20 protein-coding genes and 1 pseudogene are annotated in these 19,076 nt (G+C 66.5%); 10 read left to right on the top strand and 11 right to left on the bottom strand.

Annotation, left to right across the window (positions count from 1 at the left end):
• Positions 1-105: 105 nt before the first annotated feature.
• Positions 106-2,472, top strand: a complete 2,367-nt coding sequence (locus DEF76_RS18405; RefSeq protein ID WP_162800752.1) for a mechanosensitive ion channel family protein — start codon at positions 106-108, stop codon at positions 2,470-2,472.
• Positions 2,469-3,197, top strand: coding sequence for a 2OG-Fe dioxygenase family protein (locus DEF76_RS18400; RefSeq protein ID WP_114913539.1), 729 nt, complete (start codon positions 2,469-2,471; stop codon positions 3,195-3,197). Before DEF76_RS18405 ends, DEF76_RS18400 begins: the two co-directional genes overlap by 4 nt.
• Before the next feature lie 67 nt (positions 3,198-3,264).
• Here the strand turns inward: DEF76_RS18400 and DEF76_RS18395 are convergent, their stop codons facing one another.
• Positions 3,265-3,912, bottom strand: coding sequence for a hypothetical protein (locus tag DEF76_RS18395; protein WP_114913538.1), 648 nt, complete (start codon positions 3,910-3,912; stop codon positions 3,265-3,267).
• A 224-nt stretch (positions 3,913-4,136) separates the two neighbouring features.
• Positions 4,137-5,258 (bottom strand): NAD(P)/FAD-dependent oxidoreductase, encoded by a 1,122-nt coding sequence (locus tag DEF76_RS18390; RefSeq protein WP_114913537.1) that lies wholly within the window; start codon positions 5,256-5,258, stop codon positions 4,137-4,139.
• A gap of 223 nt (positions 5,259-5,481) precedes the next feature.
• On the opposite strand from DEF76_RS18390, the gene DEF76_RS18385 reads away from it, so the two are divergent.
• Positions 5,482-5,997, top strand: coding sequence for a Rap1a/Tai family immunity protein (locus DEF76_RS18385; RefSeq protein WP_114913536.1), 516 nt, complete (start codon positions 5,482-5,484; stop codon positions 5,995-5,997).
• Positions 5,998-6,116: 119 nt separating this feature from the next.
• Here the strand turns inward: DEF76_RS18385 and DEF76_RS18380 are convergent.
• The 3 genes and pseudogenes from DEF76_RS18380 to DEF76_RS18370 form a co-directional block, all read right to left on the bottom strand.
• A pseudogene (locus tag DEF76_RS18380) lies at positions 6,117-7,130 on the bottom strand (methyl-accepting chemotaxis protein); the annotation flags it as partial.
• A gap of 481 nt (positions 7,131-7,611) precedes the next feature.
• A complete protein-coding gene (phbB, locus tag DEF76_RS18375; RefSeq protein ID WP_114913534.1) occupies positions 7,612-8,334 on the bottom strand; it encodes an acetoacetyl-CoA reductase in 723 nt (240 codons plus the stop codon).
• Between the two features lie 131 nt (positions 8,335-8,465).
• A complete protein-coding gene (locus DEF76_RS18370) occupies positions 8,466-9,638 on the bottom strand; it encodes an acetyl-CoA C-acetyltransferase (RefSeq protein ID WP_114913533.1) in 1,173 nt (390 codons plus the stop codon).
• 219 nt (positions 9,639-9,857) lie between these two features.
• Here DEF76_RS18370 and DEF76_RS18365 point away from each other — a divergent pair, with 219 nt between their 5' ends.
• From DEF76_RS18365 to DEF76_RS18355, 3 genes are read left to right on the top strand one after another with little or no spacing between them, the layout of a single operon-like run.
• Positions 9,858-10,103: an exodeoxyribonuclease VII small subunit gene (locus DEF76_RS18365; RefSeq protein WP_114913532.1), complete on the top strand. Its 246-nt coding sequence runs from the start codon at positions 9,858-9,860 to the stop codon at positions 10,101-10,103.
• The gene (locus tag DEF76_RS18360; RefSeq protein ID WP_114913531.1) at positions 10,100-11,026 is read left to right on the top strand and encodes a polyprenyl synthetase family protein; all 927 of its coding nucleotides are present in this window, start codon (positions 10,100-10,102) and stop codon (positions 11,024-11,026) included. The genes DEF76_RS18365 and DEF76_RS18360 overlap by 4 nt, the downstream gene beginning before the upstream one ends.
• Positions 11,027-11,038: 12 nt before the next feature.
• Positions 11,039-11,776, top strand: coding sequence for a TlyA family RNA methyltransferase (locus DEF76_RS18355; RefSeq protein WP_114913530.1), 738 nt, complete (start codon positions 11,039-11,041; stop codon positions 11,774-11,776).
• Positions 11,777-11,787: 11 nt separating this feature from the next.
• Here the strand turns inward: DEF76_RS18355 and DEF76_RS18350 are convergent, their stop codons facing one another.
• Positions 11,788-12,513 (bottom strand): orotate phosphoribosyltransferase, encoded by a 726-nt coding sequence (locus tag DEF76_RS18350; protein ID WP_114913529.1) that lies wholly within the window; start codon positions 12,511-12,513, stop codon positions 11,788-11,790.
• A 91-nt stretch (positions 12,514-12,604) separates the two neighbouring features.
• Between DEF76_RS18350 and DEF76_RS18345 the strand changes: the two genes are divergently transcribed.
• A complete protein-coding gene (locus DEF76_RS18345; protein WP_114913528.1) occupies positions 12,605-13,672 on the top strand; it encodes a tartrate dehydrogenase in 1,068 nt (355 codons plus the stop codon).
• A gap of 86 nt (positions 13,673-13,758) precedes the next feature.
• Here DEF76_RS18345 and DEF76_RS18340 read toward each other — a convergent pair whose 3' ends face one another.
• The 3 genes from DEF76_RS18340 to DEF76_RS18330 form a co-directional block, all read right to left on the bottom strand.
• The gene (locus DEF76_RS18340) at positions 13,759-13,986 is read right to left on the bottom strand and encodes a hypothetical protein (protein ID WP_114913527.1); all 228 of its coding nucleotides are present in this window, start codon (positions 13,984-13,986) and stop codon (positions 13,759-13,761) included.
• Between the two features lie 149 nt (positions 13,987-14,135).
• Entirely contained in the window at positions 14,136-14,522 is a 387-nt protein-coding gene (locus DEF76_RS18335; protein WP_114913997.1) for a phasin family protein, read from the bottom strand.
• 153 nt (positions 14,523-14,675) lie between these two features.
• A complete protein-coding gene (locus DEF76_RS18330; RefSeq protein ID WP_162800751.1) occupies positions 14,676-14,975 on the bottom strand; it encodes a hypothetical protein in 300 nt (99 codons plus the stop codon).
• 61 nt (positions 14,976-15,036) lie between these two features.
• Here DEF76_RS18330 and DEF76_RS18325 point away from each other — a divergent pair, with 61 nt between their 5' ends.
• From DEF76_RS18325 to radC, 3 genes are all read left to right on the top strand, one after another.
• A complete protein-coding gene (locus DEF76_RS18325; protein WP_114913525.1) occupies positions 15,037-16,224 on the top strand; it encodes a D-alanyl-D-alanine carboxypeptidase family protein in 1,188 nt (395 codons plus the stop codon).
• Positions 16,225-16,351: 127 nt separating this feature from the next.
• A complete protein-coding gene (gene map, locus DEF76_RS18320; protein ID WP_114913524.1) occupies positions 16,352-17,161 on the top strand; it encodes a type I methionyl aminopeptidase in 810 nt (269 codons plus the stop codon).
• A gap of 32 nt (positions 17,162-17,193) precedes the next feature.
• On the top strand, positions 17,194-17,898 hold the full coding sequence (radC, locus tag DEF76_RS18315) for a RadC family protein (protein WP_240319302.1): 705 nt from the start codon (positions 17,194-17,196) through the stop codon (positions 17,896-17,898).
• A gap of 40 nt (positions 17,899-17,938) precedes the next feature.
• Here radC and DEF76_RS18310 read toward each other — a convergent pair whose 3' ends face one another.
• Positions 17,939-18,700, bottom strand: coding sequence for a transporter substrate-binding domain-containing protein (locus DEF76_RS18310; protein ID WP_114913523.1), 762 nt, complete (start codon positions 18,698-18,700; stop codon positions 17,939-17,941).
• Positions 18,697-19,023 (bottom strand): c-type cytochrome, encoded by a 327-nt coding sequence (locus DEF76_RS18305; protein ID WP_114913995.1) that lies wholly within the window; start codon positions 19,021-19,023, stop codon positions 18,697-18,699. The genes DEF76_RS18310 and DEF76_RS18305 overlap by 4 nt, the downstream gene beginning before the upstream one ends.
• Between the last annotated feature and the right edge of the window lie 53 nt (positions 19,024-19,076).

Genomic DNA, 19,076 nt, shown 5'->3' with positions numbered 1-19,076 from the left:
GCCGGCATAGCGCGCCGAGAGCCGGCGCGCATCCCCCCTCGGCGGAAAAAAGCGCCGCGCCGCCGCGGCCGTTGACAGCGCTCCGCGGCTATGGTCGGAAAGGCCATGATGCGTGCGCTGGCTCTCGCTCTGCTTCTGATATGCGCGGGGTCTTGGCGCGTCGGCGCGCAAACGCCGCCGCCGGCGGCACCCAGCGCGCCGGCGCTCGACCGGCAGACCGCGCAAGAAGTGATCGCCGATCTGCAGAACCCCGAGAAGCGCGCGAAGCTGATCGCCGCCCTCCGCGCCCTCGCCGCCGCCTCGGGTGAGGCCCATCTGCCGCCCGCCCCGACGCCGGCGGCGCCGCTCGCCTTACCGCTGGCGCCCAACAGCCTCGGCGCCCAGATCCTGGTCGATGCCGCGGGCCGGCTGCAAGTGGGCTCGAAGCGGGTTGTCCAAAGCGTCCAGGCGGTGACCGATTTCCAGGCGATCGGCGACTGGCTGCGTGAAACCGCGACCGACCCCCAAGCCCAGGCGCGTTTCTTCGCCGCCCTCTGGCGTCTCGTCCTGATCCTCGCGATCGGGCTCGCCGCCGATATCCTCGCCGAACGCGCCTTGCGCCGGCCGCGGCGCGGCCTCGAGGCGGTGGTCGGCGGTGGCGCCGAAGCGCCGCCGCCCCCCGGGACCGAAGCCGAGACCGAGACCGAACCCGCGATCGCCGATGAGCCGCTGGCCGCCGCGTCCGCGGCGAGGGATACGCCGGTGATCGCGATCCCGCTCGCGCGCTTGCCCTTCGTTCTGCTGCGGTTTCTGCTCGAACTGGTGCCCTCGGTCATCCTGCTCGGCTTCGTCTATGGTCTGCTCAGCACGCCGCTCGCCGGCTCGGCCTCGACGCAGGTGGTGATCCTCGCCGTCGTCGATGCCTTCGTCACAGTGCAGGTGGTGATGGCGGCGGTGCGTTCCCTGCTCTCGCCGGACAATCCCGGGATGCGAGTGTTCGGGCTCGGCGATGCCGCCGCGCTCGCGATCACCCGCTGGGTGCGGCGACTGATCGCGGTCAGTGTTTTCGGCTATGCCCTCGCCGAGGTCGGCCTGGTCTTCGGCCTCGACCCGGATGCCCATGACGCGCTGCTCAAGATCGTCGCCCTCATCGTCCACGTCATGCTGGTGGTGGTGGTGTTCAAGAACCGCCGCCTGGTCGCCGGCTGGATCGCGCCGAGCGAGGATGACGGCCGCCCGCTCGCGCTCGCGCGCAAGCGGGCGGCGCGGCTTTGGCATCATGTCGCAATCATCGCCATTCTCGGCCTCTGGCTGGTCTGGGCGCTCGGCGTGCCGGACGGCTATCGCTTACTGCTCAAGATCGGGGCGCTGAGCGTCGTCGTTCTCATCGCCGGGCGAGCGGCGCGGCAAGTCGTGCTCGGCGCCCTCGACCGCATGTTCCATGTCGGCGCCGAACCGATCGCCGGGCTCGAGGTGGTGCCGGGACTGGCCGGCATCTCGGCGCGGGCACGCAGCTATTATCGCCTGTTGCGCGCCATCGTCTCGGGCATCATCACCGCGATCATCCTGGTCTCGCTCCTGCAGACATGGGGGTTCGGCGCCTTCGACTGGTTCAGCGACGGCGCCCTCGGCGAACGGGTGGTCTCGGCGCTGGTGACCATCGCATTGGTCCTGTTTTTCGTGCTCGTGGTGTGGGAGGGGGCCAATGAGCTGATCCTGCGCCAGGTGACGCGTCTCACCAGCCAGGGCCACATGGCGCGGGCGAGCCGCATGCGCACGCTGCTGCCGATGATCCGCGCCGCTCTCGCGGTGGTGTTGTTCCTGATCGCAGCCCCGGTCGCGCTCTCTGAAATCGGCGTCAACATCGCGCCCTTGCTCGCCGGCGCCGGCATCGTCGGCGTCGCCATCGGCTTTGGCTCGCAAAAACTGGTGCAGGATCTGATCACCGGCGTCTTCCTCCTCCTCGAAAACGCGATGCAGGTCGGGGATTGGGTGACGCTGGCCGGGGTTTCGGGCTCGGTCGAGGCGCTTTCGGTGCGCACCATCCGGCTGCGCGCCAGCGACGGCTCGGTGCACATCATCCCCTTCAGCGCGGTGACCACGGTCAGCAACAGCAATCGCGGTCTCGGCAATGCCGCGGTCAATGTCAGCGTCGCCTACAAAGAGGATACCGATCGCGTCTGCGAGGCGCTGCGCGAGGTCGCCGCCGGGATGCGCAAGGATCCCGCCTTTCAGCGCGGCATGTTGAGCGATCTGCAGCTCTGGGGCGTCGATAAGATCGAAGGCGCCGTCGTCACCATCGCCGGCCAAATCGTCTGCACCGACAGCGCCCGCTGGGGGGTGCAGCGCGAGTTCCATCGGCGCATGAAAAAGCGCTTCGAGGAACTCGGCATCGAGATCGCCAATCCGACCCAGACCGTGCTGCTGCTGACCCCGCCGGGTCAGCAGGCGCCGGCGCAAGCCGAACCCTCGCGGCAAGAAGCGGCGCAATGAGCGACGATCCCGGCCGCGCGATCGCAGCACGCGGCTTCGCCTTCGTCCCGGCGGCGACGATGCGAGCCGAATTGCTGAGACACGGCGCCCTCGACGACTGGGCGAGGTTCGCCGCAAGCTGGAACGAACTCGGCCGCGACACCTACATGGCCGATGGCGGGCGCTACCGCAAACGCCGCTTCGCGGTATTCACGGCCGTCCCCGGTGAGCCGGCGATCCCGCGCGCCCCGCATCAGCCGCATTATCAGTCACGCGACTATAACCCCCTCAATGGCGGCATCGCCCGCTGGTTCGAGCCGATCCGCGACGACGTCGCCGCGAGCGCCAGCTTCACGACCATCCTCCGCTTCTGCCGCGCGCTTTTCGACGGGCTGTGCCCGAATGTCGCCTGGCATATCGAGGCGCACCAATTCCGCATCGAGGCGCGCGCCGACGCCCCCGGCAAGCCGACGCCAGAGGGATTGCACCGCGACGGGGTCGATTACGTGCTCGTCCTGATGATCGGGCGCGAGAACATCGAGCGCGGTGAGACCAGCATTCATGCCCTCGATGGCAAATTGCTCGGGAGCTTCACCCTCGCCGCCCCCTTCGATGCCGCCCTGGTCGATGACCACCGCGTCTATCACGGCGTCACCCCGGTGGCGCCGGTGGATGCCGGCGCGCCATCCCATCGCGACGTTTTGGTGGTGACGTTTCACCGCAAAACGGCGGGGGCGAAAGGGTAAGAAAGAATCTTCTTTTTCTGAAGAAAAAGAAGCAAAAAGACTTTATCCGGTTTTCTTGGCGTGTTTACTATTCATTGGGAAGAAATTCTCGCTCCCTCGTCTTGCGATGCGCGAATGTCAGGCCAATGACACCACTCGCGAGGATCGCGAGGCTCATCGGCTCGGGCACCGAGGACGAGCCCGGTGGATCGACATAGGTGGCAAACCCGTCGCCAGCATAATCGGATATGAAATCGGGGCCAAATACGTTCGGGTTGAGCACGAAATCCGAACCACCCGCATAAGGTTGCGGGTAGGTGCTGTGCTGCAACCAATCGGTGCCGTTGTTTCCGATCGGCTCGATTCCCAAGACTTCACCGACCGTTACCGGCAGGGAAACCGTGAAGGTGGAAACACCAGCCGCGTTTGTCGAATCGAAGGTTCCAACGTCCAGAACAGTCGTCGTCGGTGTGCCGCCCGAGGTGGACAGGATGTTGACGCCCGTGAACGCACTGTTCGAGGAAGTCGTATCAACGGTGATTTCGGCCAACGTTCCGGCGATTCCGACCGTGAAGGTTTCCGCTCTTCGAAAAGATCCTCCGGAAAAGGCGGCATATTGGATACTCGGCGTGGGTGTGTATTCCTGATCCAGCACCGGGGTCGCCCAGGCCGCAGGCGCGAGAAACCCAAAACCAAACAGTGTCGCCACCGCCACAGACCGCGTGATCGAACGCATAGCCCTAAATTCCTCCTCTCCCGAACATCTTAATTTTTCACGATGCGCCGCCAGTCGAAAAAAGCATCAAATGGTAAAAAATCACGTCTCGTGAAGGCAACGGCGAACGCATTTTCCTCTCATCAATTCCGCGTGAGCTACCATGGCCGACCCCATCACGCCGCCAAACGGCATCCCGGCTTCGTCGTGACCCCCGGCTCGCCGATAGCGTCAACCCTCACAGTTCAGGCGAAACGGCCGGGATCGATGCGGGCGATGATTTCGCCGGCCGCGCCGGCGTCCTGCCCGAGCACCATCGCCGCAACCAGCGCGCCCGCCGCCGGCGCGGTCTGGATGCCATAGCCGCCTTGCCCAACACACCAGAAAAATCCCTCGGCGGCGCGGTCCCAGCCGAAGGCGAGACTGCCGTCGGGCGTGAAGCTGCGCAGGCCCGCCCAACTCCGCTCGACGCGCCGCACCGCGATCGTGAGCGCTTGCTGCATGCGGTCGATGCCGATCGCGATATCGATCTCGTCGGGCTGCACATCATGCGGGTGGGTCGGGGTCGCATCCGCCGGCGTCACCATCAGCCGCGTGCGCGCTTCCGGGCGGACATACCAGCTTTGCACGACATCTTGCACCAAAGGCCAATCGACGACCGCGAAGGGGGCGGGATCGATGATCGCGCCGGTGCGGCGCTTGGGCACGAGGCCGAGCGGCGCAACCCCGGCCGCCTGCGCGACCTCATCGCCCCAGGCACCGGCGGCGTTGATGACGATCGGGGAGAGGAACCGCGCGTCGCCCGCCTCCGTTCCAACCCGCCACAGCCCCTGGCCGCGCTCAATCGTCCGGGCGCGGGCATGGAGCGCGAGCAAGCCGCCGGCGCGGCGGAATTCGCGCAAAAACCCCTGATGCAGGGCGGCGACGTCGATATCGAAAGCATCGTCTTCGATCGCCGCGCCAACCGCATAGCCCGGCCGCAGCGCCGGCACCCGGCGCGCGACCTCGGCAAGCCCGATCTCACGCACGGCTTCGCCCTCGGCCATCAGGGTGGCCAGCGCCGCGGCCTGCTCGGGCGGGGCGAGAAACAACACGGCGCGGCGATGGTTGAGCGGGTGATCGCTAAAGCCCGGCGGCGGCGCATCGAAAAACCCGCGCGAGAGGCGGGTCAGGACATGGACATCCGGGGGGCCGTAATTGAGAATCCAGATCGCCGCCGAGCGGCCGGTACTATGATAACCCGGCGTATCCTCGGCCTCGATCAGCGCGATCTTGCGCCCGCTTGCCGCCCGCGCGAGCGCGGCGGCCGCACTCGCGCCGGCCATCCCCGCGCCGATGACCAGGATATCGACGTGATGCTCGTCCATGGGTGAAAACTCTACCGGATGGCAGGATTTGGCAAGAGCGGCGCACCGCGCTGCAACAAAACAGTCACAAAAGTGACACGAAACCATGCGGGGCGTTCGCGCCAATGCGCGCTATAAACCCCGGCACAAAAGGGTCACGCTTGCCGGGCGATAGGATGGCCCAGCGCGAGCGAAAAAATCCAGGCTCTTTCGTTCACTTTCCTGTGCGTGACGGAGACATTCGATGCGTTTAGCTGTTCTCGGCTGCCTTGGCCTGCTCGTCGCGGGGCCAGCGCTCGCGCAATCGGCGGCCAACGGGAGTGCGCCCGCTGGGAGTGCGCCTGCCCTGGGCCAGTCGACCATGGCGGCAACCACCATGACGCCGGTCACCACCCAGCCGATGCCGGTCGCGAACCCGCTCGACATCCATAATCTCCGCGACCTCGCGCTCGCCTGCACGCTGCGCAACGATAGTCCCTACTACGTTGCCGGAACCAGCCTTTGCGCCGGTTATGAGGCGGCGGTGCTCGATTTCCATCTCCTCGATACGATGGGGCCGCGCCATAACAAGCGCAAAGTCTGCCTCCCCAACCCGGCGCCGACGCGGCGCCAATCCGTCGCCGGACTGGTCTCCTGGGTCCAGAGCAATCCACAATATCTCGACGAGCCGGCAGCGAGCGGGGTGTTGCGGTATTTTATCAATACCTATCCCTGCAACCGCAAAACCTTTCAATGGTCGCCGCCGGGGCCGATGCAATAAGCCCCGACCCAAGCCTTAGAGCAAGGTAGGTTTTGATTGAACCATCCTGTTCCATCAAAACCGGCCAACGTGCTCGCCAAAATAGGGGTAGAGCGTGATCGACTTAAACCGATCGCGTTCTAGATACGATAACAGACCCGCAACCCGCCCCAGATCCGGCCATTGACCCGGATCGGGGCGGAAGCGTCTTTCATCAGGGCGAATTTGCCGCCGCCCATATCGCGACGATAGGTCTGCAATAAAAACGGCGCGTTGCTGGTCGCCACCGCCTGGGCGGTTTTGTCGGTATAGCGGCGACGGTTGCGGCCATTGGCGGCATTCCAGAGCGGATCCGCCCCGTGCGGTTTGCGATATTGCGGATTATGGGTCGGAATCAGCAGATTATGATCGGTGCAGGCGCACCAGACGACCCTTGGGTCGAGCGCCAACACCGGATCATGCAGTGGCGGCAGAACGCGATCGAGGAAATCGATATAGCGGGTCATGAATTGCTGCGGATCGGTGCCGGCAATCGGGCGAAGATCCTTGTCGAACAGATCGGCCTCGGTGATCGTGCCGGCGCTCAGGGCGTCGGCGAACGCCGCCTCGATCCGCGCCGCGGTCTCTCTCGCGGCGGCGATGAATTTGCTGTCCACCGTCTCAAAGCCGGAATCGGCGGTGCGGACCATGATCCGCTCGCTTGCCTCCAAAAGCGTGCCGCCGCGGCCGGCGGCGGTCGCGAGCGTCGCCGCCGAGCGGGTGATGCCGGCTTTCATGGCATCGACCAGCTCCGCGAATTGCTCGCAGCGGGCGGTGATCTCGTTGGTCGCGCCGCCGATCCGCCCGGCATTGGTCTCGACCGCCGCGACCGCGCCACTCACCGTCTGCATCGCCTGATTGATGACATCGGCGCTTTTGCCCACCTCATGCGCCTCGCGCGCCCCATCCTCGGCGTGGCGGAGCAGAAGCTGCAAGGCCTCGGTGAGGGCGGCGAGCGTCGCGCCGATCTCGGCGGTCGCGGCGCTGGTTTGCTTGGCGAGCGCCTTGACCTCGCTCGCGACGACGGCGAAGCCGCGTCCGGCCTCGCCGGCCCGCGCCGCCTCGATGGTCGCGTTGAGCGCGAGAAGATTGGTCTGGCGGGCGATGCGGTCGATATTCTGGGAAACTTTGCCGACCGTCGCGATCGCCTCGCCGAAGGCGCCGACCTGGCTGCGGATGGTACCGGCGGCAGCGACCAGCCGCTCGATGGCGCCGAGCGAGGCCCGCACCTCGGCCGCCGAAACCTCGGTATCCTGGCGCGCCGCCCCCGCCATGCGGGCATTTTCCGCTGCCGTCTCGGCGATCAGGCGGTTGGCGGTGATGATTTCGTCGCTGGCGGCGCCGATTTCCCCGACCTGGCGCGATTGCCCCTCGAGATGGGTGTTGACCTCCTGCACATCGCCCACGAGATCGGCGATATCGACCGAAAGCCGGCCGATATCCTCGGCGATCTCGGCGATGATGCGGGCCGGCGCTGTCACCTCCACCTTCGGTGGGTCGCCCGCCCGCTCATGATACGCATCCAGCGGCATTGCCCCTCTCCTTGCGGTCGGGGAACAGTCTAGCGCCGAAAACCTACCTTTCGATTAATCGCGCTCAGGTCATGTATTGGCCGCCATTGATGGTGAGCGTCGCGCCGGTGACGAAACCGGCCTCCTCGGCCGCGAGAAACACCACCGCGCGGGCGATTTCCTCGGCCTGGCCGAGACGGCCGACGGGGATTTTGGCGATGACCTTCTGCAGTGCCTCGGCCGGCACCGCGCGCACCATCTCGGTGTCGATATAACCCGGGGCGACGGCGTTGACGGTGATGCCGTGGCGGGCGCCTTCCTGGGCCAGCGCCTTGGTGAAGCCGATCATCCCGGCCTTGGCGGCGGAATAATTCACTTGCCCATATTGCCCGGCCTGGCCGTTGATGCTGCTGATATTGATCACGCGGCCGAATTTCGCCGCCCGCATCCCCTCGAAGGTGAGCTTGCAGAGATTGAAGCACGACGTGAGGTTGGTTGCGATCACCACATCCCACATCTCGCGCGTCATGCGCGCAAGGGTGGTATCGCGGGTGATGCCGGCATTGTTGACGAGCACGGCGATCGGGCCATGTTCCTTGGCGATTTCCGCCACCGCGACCTCGCAGGCGCCATAATCGCCGGCGTCAAAGCGCAGCACCGCGATCCCGGTTTCCTCGGCGAAGGCCCGCGCCGCCGCATCATTGCCGGCATAGCTCGCGACCACGCGGTGACCCGCCGCTTTCAGCGCCCGCGAAATCGCCGCGCCAATGCCCCGCGTCCCGCCGGTGACCAATGCGACCCGTTCCATGTTTACCTCCCGTTATGAACGTTCGACGCCGTCAGGCTAGCATGCCGCGCGGGGATAATGTTGAGCGAAATCAATGTTGCAGCGCAGCACCCCGCCCCACCCCGCCTGGGCGGGGAGGGATGCCGCATCGCTCAGCGCTCGACGCACATGGCAACGCCCATGCCGCCGCCGATGCAGAGTGTCGCCAGGCCCTTATGCGCATCGCGCCGGGCCATTTCGGCGAGCAGTGTGACGAGGATACGCGCCCCGGAAGCGCCGATCGGGTGGCCGATCGCGATCGCGCCGCCATTGACGTTCACCTTCGCCGGATCCCAGCCGAGATCCTTGTTGACGGCGCAGGCTTGCGCTGCGAACGCCTCGTTGGCCTCGATCAGATCGAGATCCTCGACCTTCCAGCCGGCCCGCGCCAGCGCCTTGCGCGAGGCCGGGATCGGGCCGGTGCCCATCAGCGCCGGATCGACGCCGGCGGTCGCGAAGGCAGCGATGCGGGCAAGCGGCGTCAGCCCGCGCTTGGCCGCCTCGCTCGCCGTCATCACGACGAGGGCGGCGGCGCCATCATTGATGCCGCTCGCGTTCGCCGCTGTCACCGTGCCGTCCTTGGTGAAGGCCGGCCGCAGCTTCGTCATCGCCTCGAGGGAGGCATCGTGGCGGATATATTCATCCTCGGACACCACCACGTCACCCTTGCGGCCCTTCACCGTGACCGCCGCGATCTCGCTCTGAAAGCGCCCGGCTTTCTGCGCGGCACTCGCCTTCTGCTGGGAGGCGAGGGCGAAGGCATCCTGCTCCTCGCGGGTGATCTGATAGGCGCGGGCGACGTTCTCGGCGGTGACGCCCATGTGATAGCCGTTGAAAATATCCCAGAGCCCGTCTTTGATCATGGTGTCGACGAAGCCGAGATCGCCCATTTTCACCCCGGCGCGGAGATGTGCTGCGTGCTGCGCGAGGCTCATGCTTTCCTGGCCGCCGGCGACGACGATCTTGCTCTCGCCGCTCATCACCTGCTGTGCCGCGAGAGCGACGGCGCGCAGCCCCGAGCCGCAGACCTGATTGATGCCGAATGCGGTTTTGTCGTCCGGGATGCCGGCGGCGCGGGCCGCCTGGCGGGCCGGGTTCATGCCCTGGCCGGCGGCGAGGATCTGGCCGAGGATCACCTCGTCGACCTCACCGGGCTCGAGTTTGGCGCGGCCGATCGCGGCCGAAAGCGCGGTCGCGCCGAGCGTGTGCGCCGGCACTGACCCGAACGCGCCGTTGAAGCTGCCAACCGGCGTGCGGGCGGCGGCGGCGATGACGATATCTTCCATGATGTCACTTCCTCCTGAAGCCATGATGGACCCGGTGCGGCGGACCAGTCGCCAAGCGGCGTCTGGCCCCGGATGAGGGTCTCGCGACAAGCCTAGGCCGCCCGTGCCCCGCCCGCCAGGGGGTGGATCAAGACGAGCGGATCGCGTGGGGGTTGGCGGCGCGGCGCCGGCGGGATAGGAGCAGGCGTTCGACAACCCCCCGCGCCGGAGGATTTCCCCATGCCTGCCACCGCGCCGCCCCGTCCGGTCGCCGAGCTTTCCTTCGAGGACGCGATGGCCGAGCTCGAGCAGATCGTGCGCGCTCTCGAGGAAGGGCGGCAGACGCTGGACGAGGCGCTCGCCGCCTATGAGCGCGGCACCGCGCTCCGCCAGCATTGCGAGGCGCGGCTCGCCGAGGTTGAGGGGCGCATCAACGCCATCGTCGCGACCGAGGACGGGCTCGCCACCCGCCCGGTGGCGCCATGAGTGAGGTTCAACCCCCGGCGCCCGATGACGCGCCCGACCCCAGGCTCACGGCGGCGCTTGGCGCCGCGGCGGCGCGGGTCGAAGCGGCGCTCGAGACCCTGCTCGTGGTGCCGGAGGGGCTGGAGGCGCGGCTGTTTGAGGCCATGCGTTACGCGACGCTCGGCGGCGGCAAGCGGCTCCGCGCCTTTTTGGTGCTGGAGAGTGCGGCGCTGTTCATGGTGAATGCCACCTGCGCCGCCCGCGTCGCCGCCGCGGTCGAGATGCTGCATGCCTATTCGCTGGTGCATGACGATCTGCCGGCGATGGATGACGATGATCTCCGCCGCGGCCGCCCGAGCACCCATCGCGCCTTCGACGAAGCGACCGCGATCCTCGCCGGCGATGCCCTGCAGACCCGCGCCTTCGAGGTGCTGGCCGAGCCCGACACCCATTCCGACCCGCAGGCGCGCGCCGATCTGGTGCTCGGGCTCGCGCATGCCGCCGGCGCGCGCGGCATGGTCGGCGGCCAGATGATCGACATGGCGGCGGAGGGGAAAGAGCTGAACGAGGCCGAAATCGCGCGCCTGCAAGCGTTGAAAACCGGCAGGCTTATTCAGTTCAGCGCCGAGGCCGGCGCCATTCTCGGCCGCGCGCCGCACGCCCAGCGCCAGGCGCTGGCCTGGTACGGGCGCGATCTCGGCGCCGCCTTTCAGATCGCCGATGATCTCCTCGATGCCCTCGGCACCACCGAGGAGACCGGCAAGACCGCCGGCAAGGACCAGGCCGCCGGCAAGGCGACGCTGGTTGCGATCCTCGGCCCCGAGCGCGCCCGCGCCCAGGCGCTGCTGCTCGCCGAGCAAGCGGCGGCGCATCTCGATATGTTCGGCGAGCGCGCCGCCCATCTCCGGGCGCTGGCCCGCTTCGTCGTCATGCGCCGGCACTGACGGCGGCGGCGGATGGCAAGGCTCCGTGCCGATCAGCTTCTGCTGGCGCGCGGCCTTGCCGAAAGCCGAGCGCGGGCGCAGGCGCTGATTTTGGCCGGGAAAGTTCTCTCTGGGACGCGGCGGGTCGAGAAATCCGGCGAGTTGCTTGCAGACGACGCGCCGCTTGCGCTCCGCGGCGAGGACCACCCTTGGGTTTCGCGCGGCGGCGTCAAGCTCGCGCACGCCCTTGACCATTTCGGCCTCTCGCCTTCGGGGCGCATCGGGCTCGATATCGGCGCCTCGACCGGCGGCTTCACCGAGGTCCTGCTCGCGCGCGGCGCGACGCGGGTGCATGCCGTCGATGTCGGGCATGGGCAGCTCGCCTGGAAGCTGCGCCAGGATGCCAGGGTCGTCGTGCATGAGCGCACCAATGCCCGCCATCTCGATGCCAGGCTGATCCCCGAGGCGGTCGGCTGCGTGGTCGCGGATGCGAGTTTCATCGGGCTGGAAACGGTTTTACCGGCGCCGCTGGCGTTAGCCGCACCGGGGGCCTTCGCGGTCGCGCTGATTAAGCCGCAGTTCGAAGCCGGGCGCGAGGGCATCGGCAAGGGCGGGATCGTGCGTGACCCGGCGGTGCATGAGGCGGTCTCTGCGCGCATTGCCGCCTGGTGGGCGGCGCTGCCGGGCTGGCGGGTGCTCGGGCTCACGCCGAGCCCGATCACCGGCGCCGACGGCAACCGCGAATTTTTGATCGCGGCCCTTCGAGACTGAGAGACGCGGGTTCAGCGTTTCGTCGCTTTGTAGCGCGCCGCTTCCTCGGCGCTGGCGACGCCGCCATGCGCTGCCGACCATGCCACCGGGTCTTCGAGGAAGCGCCGCACGCCGGCGAGCGTGGCCTCGGAAAAATGGCCGCGATCCTTGCCGGCATCGAGCACGTCCCACCAGGTCGCGAGATGATGGAGCGTAATTCCCATCCCCGCCAGGGTCTGCAGGCTGCCCGGGAAAACACCGTAGAAAAACACCACGAACGCATGCTCGATGATCGCGCCGGCGTCCCGCAGCGCTTGCGCGAAATGGATTTTTGACTGCCCGTCGGTAGTCAGATCCTCGACCAGCAGCGTCCGCTTGCCCTCCGGCACGTCACCCTCGATCAGGGCATCGCGGCCGAACCCTTTCGGCTTCTTGCGGATATAGGCCATCGGCGCCAGCATCCGATCGGCGATCCAGGCGGCGAAGGGAATGCCCGCGGTCTCGCCGCCGACCACCACGTCGACGCTCTCATAGCCAATCTGGCGGCCGATCTTCTCGACCGCCAGCGCACAGATCTTGGCGCGCGCGCGGGGGAAATAGATGATCCGCCGGCAATCGATATAGACTGGCGATTTCCAGCCCGAGGTCAGGGTGTAGGGTGCCTCGGGGCGGAAATTCACCGCCCCGATCTCGAGCAAAATCCGCGCCGTGGTCAGCGCCGCGCCGCGATCCCAATCCGTCATCTCACTCGCCGCCATGGCACCCTCCGCCAACCCCCGATGAAGCGGCCCCGGTCTAGCCGGATTGCCTTCCGTGGTCCATCATTGGCAGGGCTTTACGGAGAGAGACATGGCGCGCACCTATCGTATCGCGGTGATCCCGGGGGATGGCATCGGCAAGGAAACCGTGCCCGAAGGGTTGCGGGTGCTGGACGCGGCTTCGCGCCGCTTCGGCTTCTCCCTCGCCCTCGATCATTATGATTGGTCGTGCGAAACCTACCAGCGCACCGGCGCGATGATGCCGGCGGATGGGTTGGAGCGCCTTGCTGGCCATGATGCGATCTTCCTCGGCGCCGTCGGCTGGCCCGGGGTTCCTGATCATGTCTCGCTCTGGGGGCTGCTCATTCCGCTTCGCCGCGGCTTTGACCAATATGTCAATCTTCGCCCCTGCCGGCTATTGCCGGGCATGCGCACGCCGCTCGCCGGGCGCGGGCCGGCGGAGATCGATTTCATCGTCGTGCGCGAAAACACCGAGGGCGAATATTCCGATATCGGCGGCCGCGCCTTCGTCGGCACGGAGCGCGAATTCGCAACCCAGCAAAGCGTCTTCACCCGCCACGGGGTCGATCGCGTGCTCCGCCACGCCTTCGAGCTGGCACGTTCGCGGCCACGCAAGCACCTGACCTCGGCGACCAAATCGAACGGCATCACCGTCACCATGCCCTATTGGGACGAGCGCTTCGCGCTGATGGCGCGGGAATACCCGGACGTGACCACGGCGCAGTTTCATATCGACATTCTCTGCGCCCACTTCGTCCAGCACCCGGACTGGTTCGATGTCGTCGTCGGCTCCAACCTGTTCGGCGATATCCTGAGCGATCTCGGCCCCGCCGTCGCCGGCTCGATCGGCATCGCGCCCTCGGCCAATATCAATCCCGAACGCCGCTATCCTTCGATGTTCGAGCCGGTGCACGGCTCGGCGCCGGATATCGCCGGCCGCGGCATTTGCAACCCGATCGGCCAGATCTGGTCGGCGGCGATGATGCTCGACCATCTCGGCGAAAAAGACGCGGCGCGGACGATCGAGGCCGCGATCGCCGCTCTCCTCGCCGAACCCGGCCCCCGCACCCGCGATCTCGGCGGCACCGCCAGCACCGCGGAAATCGGCCAGGCGCTGGCCGCGCGCGTTGCTGGGTGAAAAGCGGCGAAGACACCACCCCTCGCCGAGAGCAAACGCCGCCACCCGGTTTCTCGCCCCGGGGATGCGGTCTTTAGGCTGGTGGTTTAGCCCACAGTTGCGGGCGGCAACGGCGCGCCTGCGTCTTTCCGGGCGCGGCTTTGCGCCTTGCGTTTGCCGAGATTGGCGCGGAGCGCCTCGGCTTCCTTGGCTTGCCGCGCGGCGCGGGCGGCTTGCGCCGCCGGGCTTTCGCGCGGCGCTGTGCGGTCTTTCGCGGCGGGTGGGGCGGAAGAAGGCATAAGCGCGAGAAAACCCGGGCTTGCGCCGCCGGTCAAGACGTCGCCCGTCAGTAGACACGAAAAAGTCTCGGGACACGAAAAAGCCCGGAACCCGCAGCGGGTTCCAGGCTTCGCATCACCGCCGTTTTGCGCTCCCCGGAAACGCCGGGAAGGAGAGCGTTCCGGGAAGCGTCGACGGCGATGCGTTAGGCGGTTTTGGTGAACTTATCGGCCGCGAGGGTGACGCGCGCGAGCAGCGGCGCCGTCGCCTGCTCGGCGAGCTTGAAGGAGGCATCGGTGAAGCGGCCGGCCTCGGCCACCGACTTCTCGAACGTGGTGCGGGCGAGATTGGAGTGAAGATCCACCGCGTCCTTGAGCGACTTGACGCCGCTCAGCGCCTTGAACACGTTCACCGTCTCCTCGAACTGCGCCTGCGCCGAGGCGGCAAACTGCTTCGAGAGATCCTGCACGCCGGCCGCCCAGATCTGGCTCGACTTCACCAGCGCCTCGACATTGCCCTGACCGAAGGTGACGAAATCCTCGGTCGCCTTGATTGCCTTGTCCATCTGTTCCTTCATGGGAAACTCCATCATCGTTGTTTTTCCCTGCTTCGTCGGAGCAGCCGGGATCACTGCTTTTTGCGGCGCGGTGGCGGCAGGCTCACCATGAACCTCGCGCGCCGCACCGGGCGCGGCCGATGCGACCGCGACTGCTTTGGGTTTCGTCGCCACGTTGCATCTCCATTCTCATTTGCGGCAGGCACGCTGACCCGGAGCCATTTTCACGACATCGGCCGCCTTTTTGGCGCCCGCGCCGGCCTGTTCGGCTGACCCGGACCAGCCGGCGACCCCGGCTTTGCTGCACTGCAACAACGCGGATATAAATCGATCGATAGAGGCGGTCAAGGGATTTTTGTGCACCGCAATAAAAAGATCATGCCGTTGCTCGTGCCGGCTTTTCGCCACGCGGTTTCGCGCGCGTCCGAGCGCCGCTTGAAAATTGTTCCTTAACCCCTTCAAAGGCAGACTGAATTTCGAGATTTCCACCTGGACAGGAAAGCGTCCCCGCCGCTACACTCATGGCGGCATGACAATAGGGAAGACGAGGATGGCGTTTTTGACAGGCGTGCCAGACGGGGGCGTGCCAGACGGGGAGGGTCACGCTGGCGCACGACGCGGCGGCCAGAGGCTGCGCTTCGCCGCCCTGTTTTTGCTGGCGTTGGCCTTGCTGCCCGGCGTCGCCCGCGCGCAGATCGGCTCTGACCGCTACAGCGCGATGGTGATCGACGCGGCGTCGGGCCGCGTGCTCTATGCCGCCAATCCCGATGCCGCGCGCTATCCGGCGAGCCTCACCAAGCTCATGACCCTTTATCTCACCTTCGAGGCGTTGCGCGACCGGCGGATCGCGCTTTCGGATCGGGTGCCGGTGTCGGCCTATGCCGCGTCTCAGGAGCCGTCCAAACTCGATCTCCGCCCGGGAACGCGCCTCACCGTCGAGCAGGCCGTTCTCGCCTTGGTCACCAAATCCGCCAATGACGCCGCCGCCGCCCTCGGGGAAATGCTCGGCGGCTCGGAAACACGTTTCGCTCAAATGATGACGCTGCGCGCCCGCGCGCTCGGCATGTCGCATACCACGTTCCGCAACGCCTCCGGCCTTCCCGACCCCGAGCAGGTCACCACCGCGCGAGACCTCGCCCTCCTCGCCCGCCACATCATCCAGGACTATCCCGATCAATATCGCTATTTCAGCGTCCCCGGCTTCGTCTTCCATGGCCGCATGATCCCCAATCACGACCATATGCTCACGACCTATGAGGGCGCGGACGGGCTCAAGACCGGCTATACCGAGGCCGCCGGCCATAATCTCGTCACCAGCGCGGTGCGCGGTGACACCCGGCTGATCGGCGTCGTGCTGGGTGCCAGTTCCAACCCGGAGCGCGATCAGCATATGGCGGCACTCCTCGATCAGGGTTTTTCCAGCCTTGGCGTGCCGGGAAGCGGGATCCTGCTCGCCCGCGCGAGTGGCAAGAAAGCCGGCGGGGGGAATTGGGGCCTGATCGCGACCGCCCATGCCGCGACCTTGCCGCCAGCGCTCCGCCGCCCGGGCGGGCCGCCGCCGACACGGCTCGCCGCCGCCTCGCGCTGGCACAAAAAACACGCCCATCTCGTGCATGACGCCTCAGACCATCTCTCGCCGCACCATAAGCCCCACGCGCCGGGCCATGCCGGCGCGCCCACGCTCAGCAGCCATGCCCCTGCCCAGAAGCCATTGCCGGTGCCGCCAACGCTGACCTGACCCGACCTGGCCGAGGATTTGCCACGCCGAGACCCTTGCGCCGTGCCGCTCGGTTGCGCATCTTTCCTCAATGATCGCGGGAGGTGCGGCGGCATCGTCCCAGATACGGGAGCAAAGGGATCAGACCATGGACGGCGGAGCCGATGCCCGGCGTGTCACGCTTTATCAGGAAGCCGATTTCGCCGGGCTGCGTGCGGCCGGGCGGCTCGCCGCCGAAACCCTCGACATGATCACCCCGCATGTCCGCCCCGGCGTCAGCACCGCTGAACTCGACACCCTGTGCCATGAGTTCATCGTCGCTCACGGCGCGGTGCCGGCACCGCTCCATTATCGCGGCTTTCCGAAATCGATCTGCACCTCGATCAACCATGTCGTCTGCCACGGCATTCCCGGTGAGCGTCGCCTCGACGAGGGCGATATCGTCAACATCGATGTCACGGTGATCCTCGACGGCTGGCACGGCGACAGCAGCCGGATGTATGTCGCGGGCAATGCCTCGACCCGCGCCCGGGTGCTGATCGATGTCACCTATGAAGCCTTGCTGCGCGGCATCGCGGCGGTCAAACCGGGGGCGACGCTCGGCGATATCGGCTTTGCCATCCAGAGTTTCGTCGAAGCCAAGCGTTTCAGCGTGGTGCGGGATTTCTGCGGCCATGGCATCGGCCGGCGTTTCCACGAGCCGCCCAATATCCTCCATTTCGGCCGCCGCGGCGACGGGATCACGCTTCGCCCAGGGATGGTCTTCACCATCGAGCCGATGGTCAATGTCGGCCGCGCCGAGGTGAAAATCCTCGACGATGGCTGGACCGCCGTGACCCGCGATCGCAGCCTCTCGGCCCAATTCGAGCACATGCTCGGCGTCACCGAGGCGGGCTGCGAGATTTTTACCCTCTCGCCCGCCGGCTACGAGAAACCACCTTACCCCATCGCCGGTTGAGCGCGCGCTTGTCCGCGCCCCCGCCTCCCGACCTGTTTTCAAGCGCGGCGCCGCAGCCCCGCAAACCGGCCGGCGCCGAGGGGCATCGGGCGCGGATGCGCGCGCGCCTCCTCGCCGCCGGGGCGGAATCGCTCGCCGATCACGAATTGCTGGAAATGGTGCTGTTCACCGCGCTGCCGCGGCGTGACACCAAGGCGATCGCCAAGGCTCTGCTCGCGCGCTTCGGCAGTTTTGCCGGCGCGATCGCCGGACCGCTCGCCGATTTGCGCACGATCGAGGGCCTCGGCGAAGCCGGCGCGGCGGCGCTGAAAACCGTCCAGGCGGCCGCACTCCGCCTTGCGCGAAGCGAGATCAGGGACCGGCCGCTGCTCGATAACTGGGCGCGGCTGATCGATTATCTCAATGCCGCGCTTGCGCGTGAGCGGGTGGAACAGTTCCGCGTGCTGTTTCTCGATTCCCGCAACCATCTGCTCGCCGACGAGGTGCAGGCGCGCGGCACCGTCAATCACACCCCGGTCTATCCGCGCGAAGTGGTGAAGCGGGCGTTGGAACTGCACGCCGCGGCGATCATCCTGGTCCACAACCATCCGAGCGGCGACCCCACGCCCTCGCGCGAGGATATCGCCATGACCGCCGAGACCCGCAAGGCAGCCGAGGCTCTCGCGATCGTGCTGCATGACCACGTGATCATCGGCAATGGCCGCTGGGTCAGTCTGCGCGAGCGAAAACTGCTATAGCGTCTCAGGCCAAGGCGCGAGATCCGTCTTCGGGAACGCGCTATTTCGGCGCGAGCAGGGTGACCCCGTAATGGCGATAGATTTGTGCGATGGTGCCATCGGCGGCCAAGCTCGCCAGCGCCGCGTCGATCGCAGCCCGGAGATCGGCGTCGGGCTTCACCATGCCGACCGAGACATTCCAGGCAAGACCGGGATCACGCTCATCGAGCCCGATGATTTGCACCGGATGGTCAGGGTGACGGAGATTGTAATAGCCTGCCGCCGCCGGGGTCACCATCACCGCATCGACCTCATGATGGGCCAGACCGTCGAGCGCGTCATCTTCGAAGCCAAAGATCGAAATGCCGATATGGCGCTCGCCGAGGGACATCGCCGCCGTCGAGCCGAGAAGAACGCCGACCTTGGTTGCCGGGCCGAGGGCGTCGAATGAGGTGATTTTGCTGCCCGCCGGCACCACGAGAGCGGCACCCGTGCGATAATAAGGTTTAGATGTCTTGAGATTCGACTCTTCCTGCGCCTCGCGATTCTCGATGGTGTCGAGCATGATGTCGCAATTGGCGGCGCGGATCTGAAAGCCGGTGACCACCCAATCGGGCTCCATGGCGACACCGATTTTGGCGGCGATGGCACGCGCCAGCTCGATCTGAAAGCCTGGCGGATCACCGGCTTTGCTGGAAAAGGGCAGCGCGTTGGGATGGGCGCACACCCCGAGCACGCCGCGGGCGCGGATGTCATCAAGCGAACGCGCCTCGGCATGGGCCGCAAAGATGGCGAACATCGCGGCGGCGAGCAAATATCTCATGGCTGCTCCGGTTTCAGGGCGCGAATATACTGAATGATTTTGTCGATATCGGCATCGTTGAGGGTGCTGCCGAAGGCCGGCATGGCGCCTTCCTTGCCATGCTTGATGCGATAGCGAATGAAATCATCGCTGCGTTTGGTGTTCATCAATTGCGGCCCCTTGCCGGCGACCCGGCCGCCATCACTATGGCACCAGCCGCAGGTGGTGGCAAAGAGCTGATTGACATCCAAATGCGAGGCCTGATCGGCCGGTTGTGCCATTGCCGGCACCGCGGAGACCATCGCAGCGATGGCAACCACCGAGCAAAGTGTGAGATTTTTCATCGGCTTGACAAAATTTCCAAAAAACAACCGGCGAGACATCACGTCTCGCCGGT

Source organism: Acidibrevibacterium fodinaquatile, assembly GCF_003352165.1.
GTDB lineage: Bacteria > Pseudomonadota > Alphaproteobacteria > Acetobacterales > Acetobacteraceae > Acidibrevibacterium > Acidibrevibacterium fodinaquatile.
Note: the sequence above shows the minus strand (reverse complement) of the source record. Positions and strands in the feature narration are given on the sequence as shown.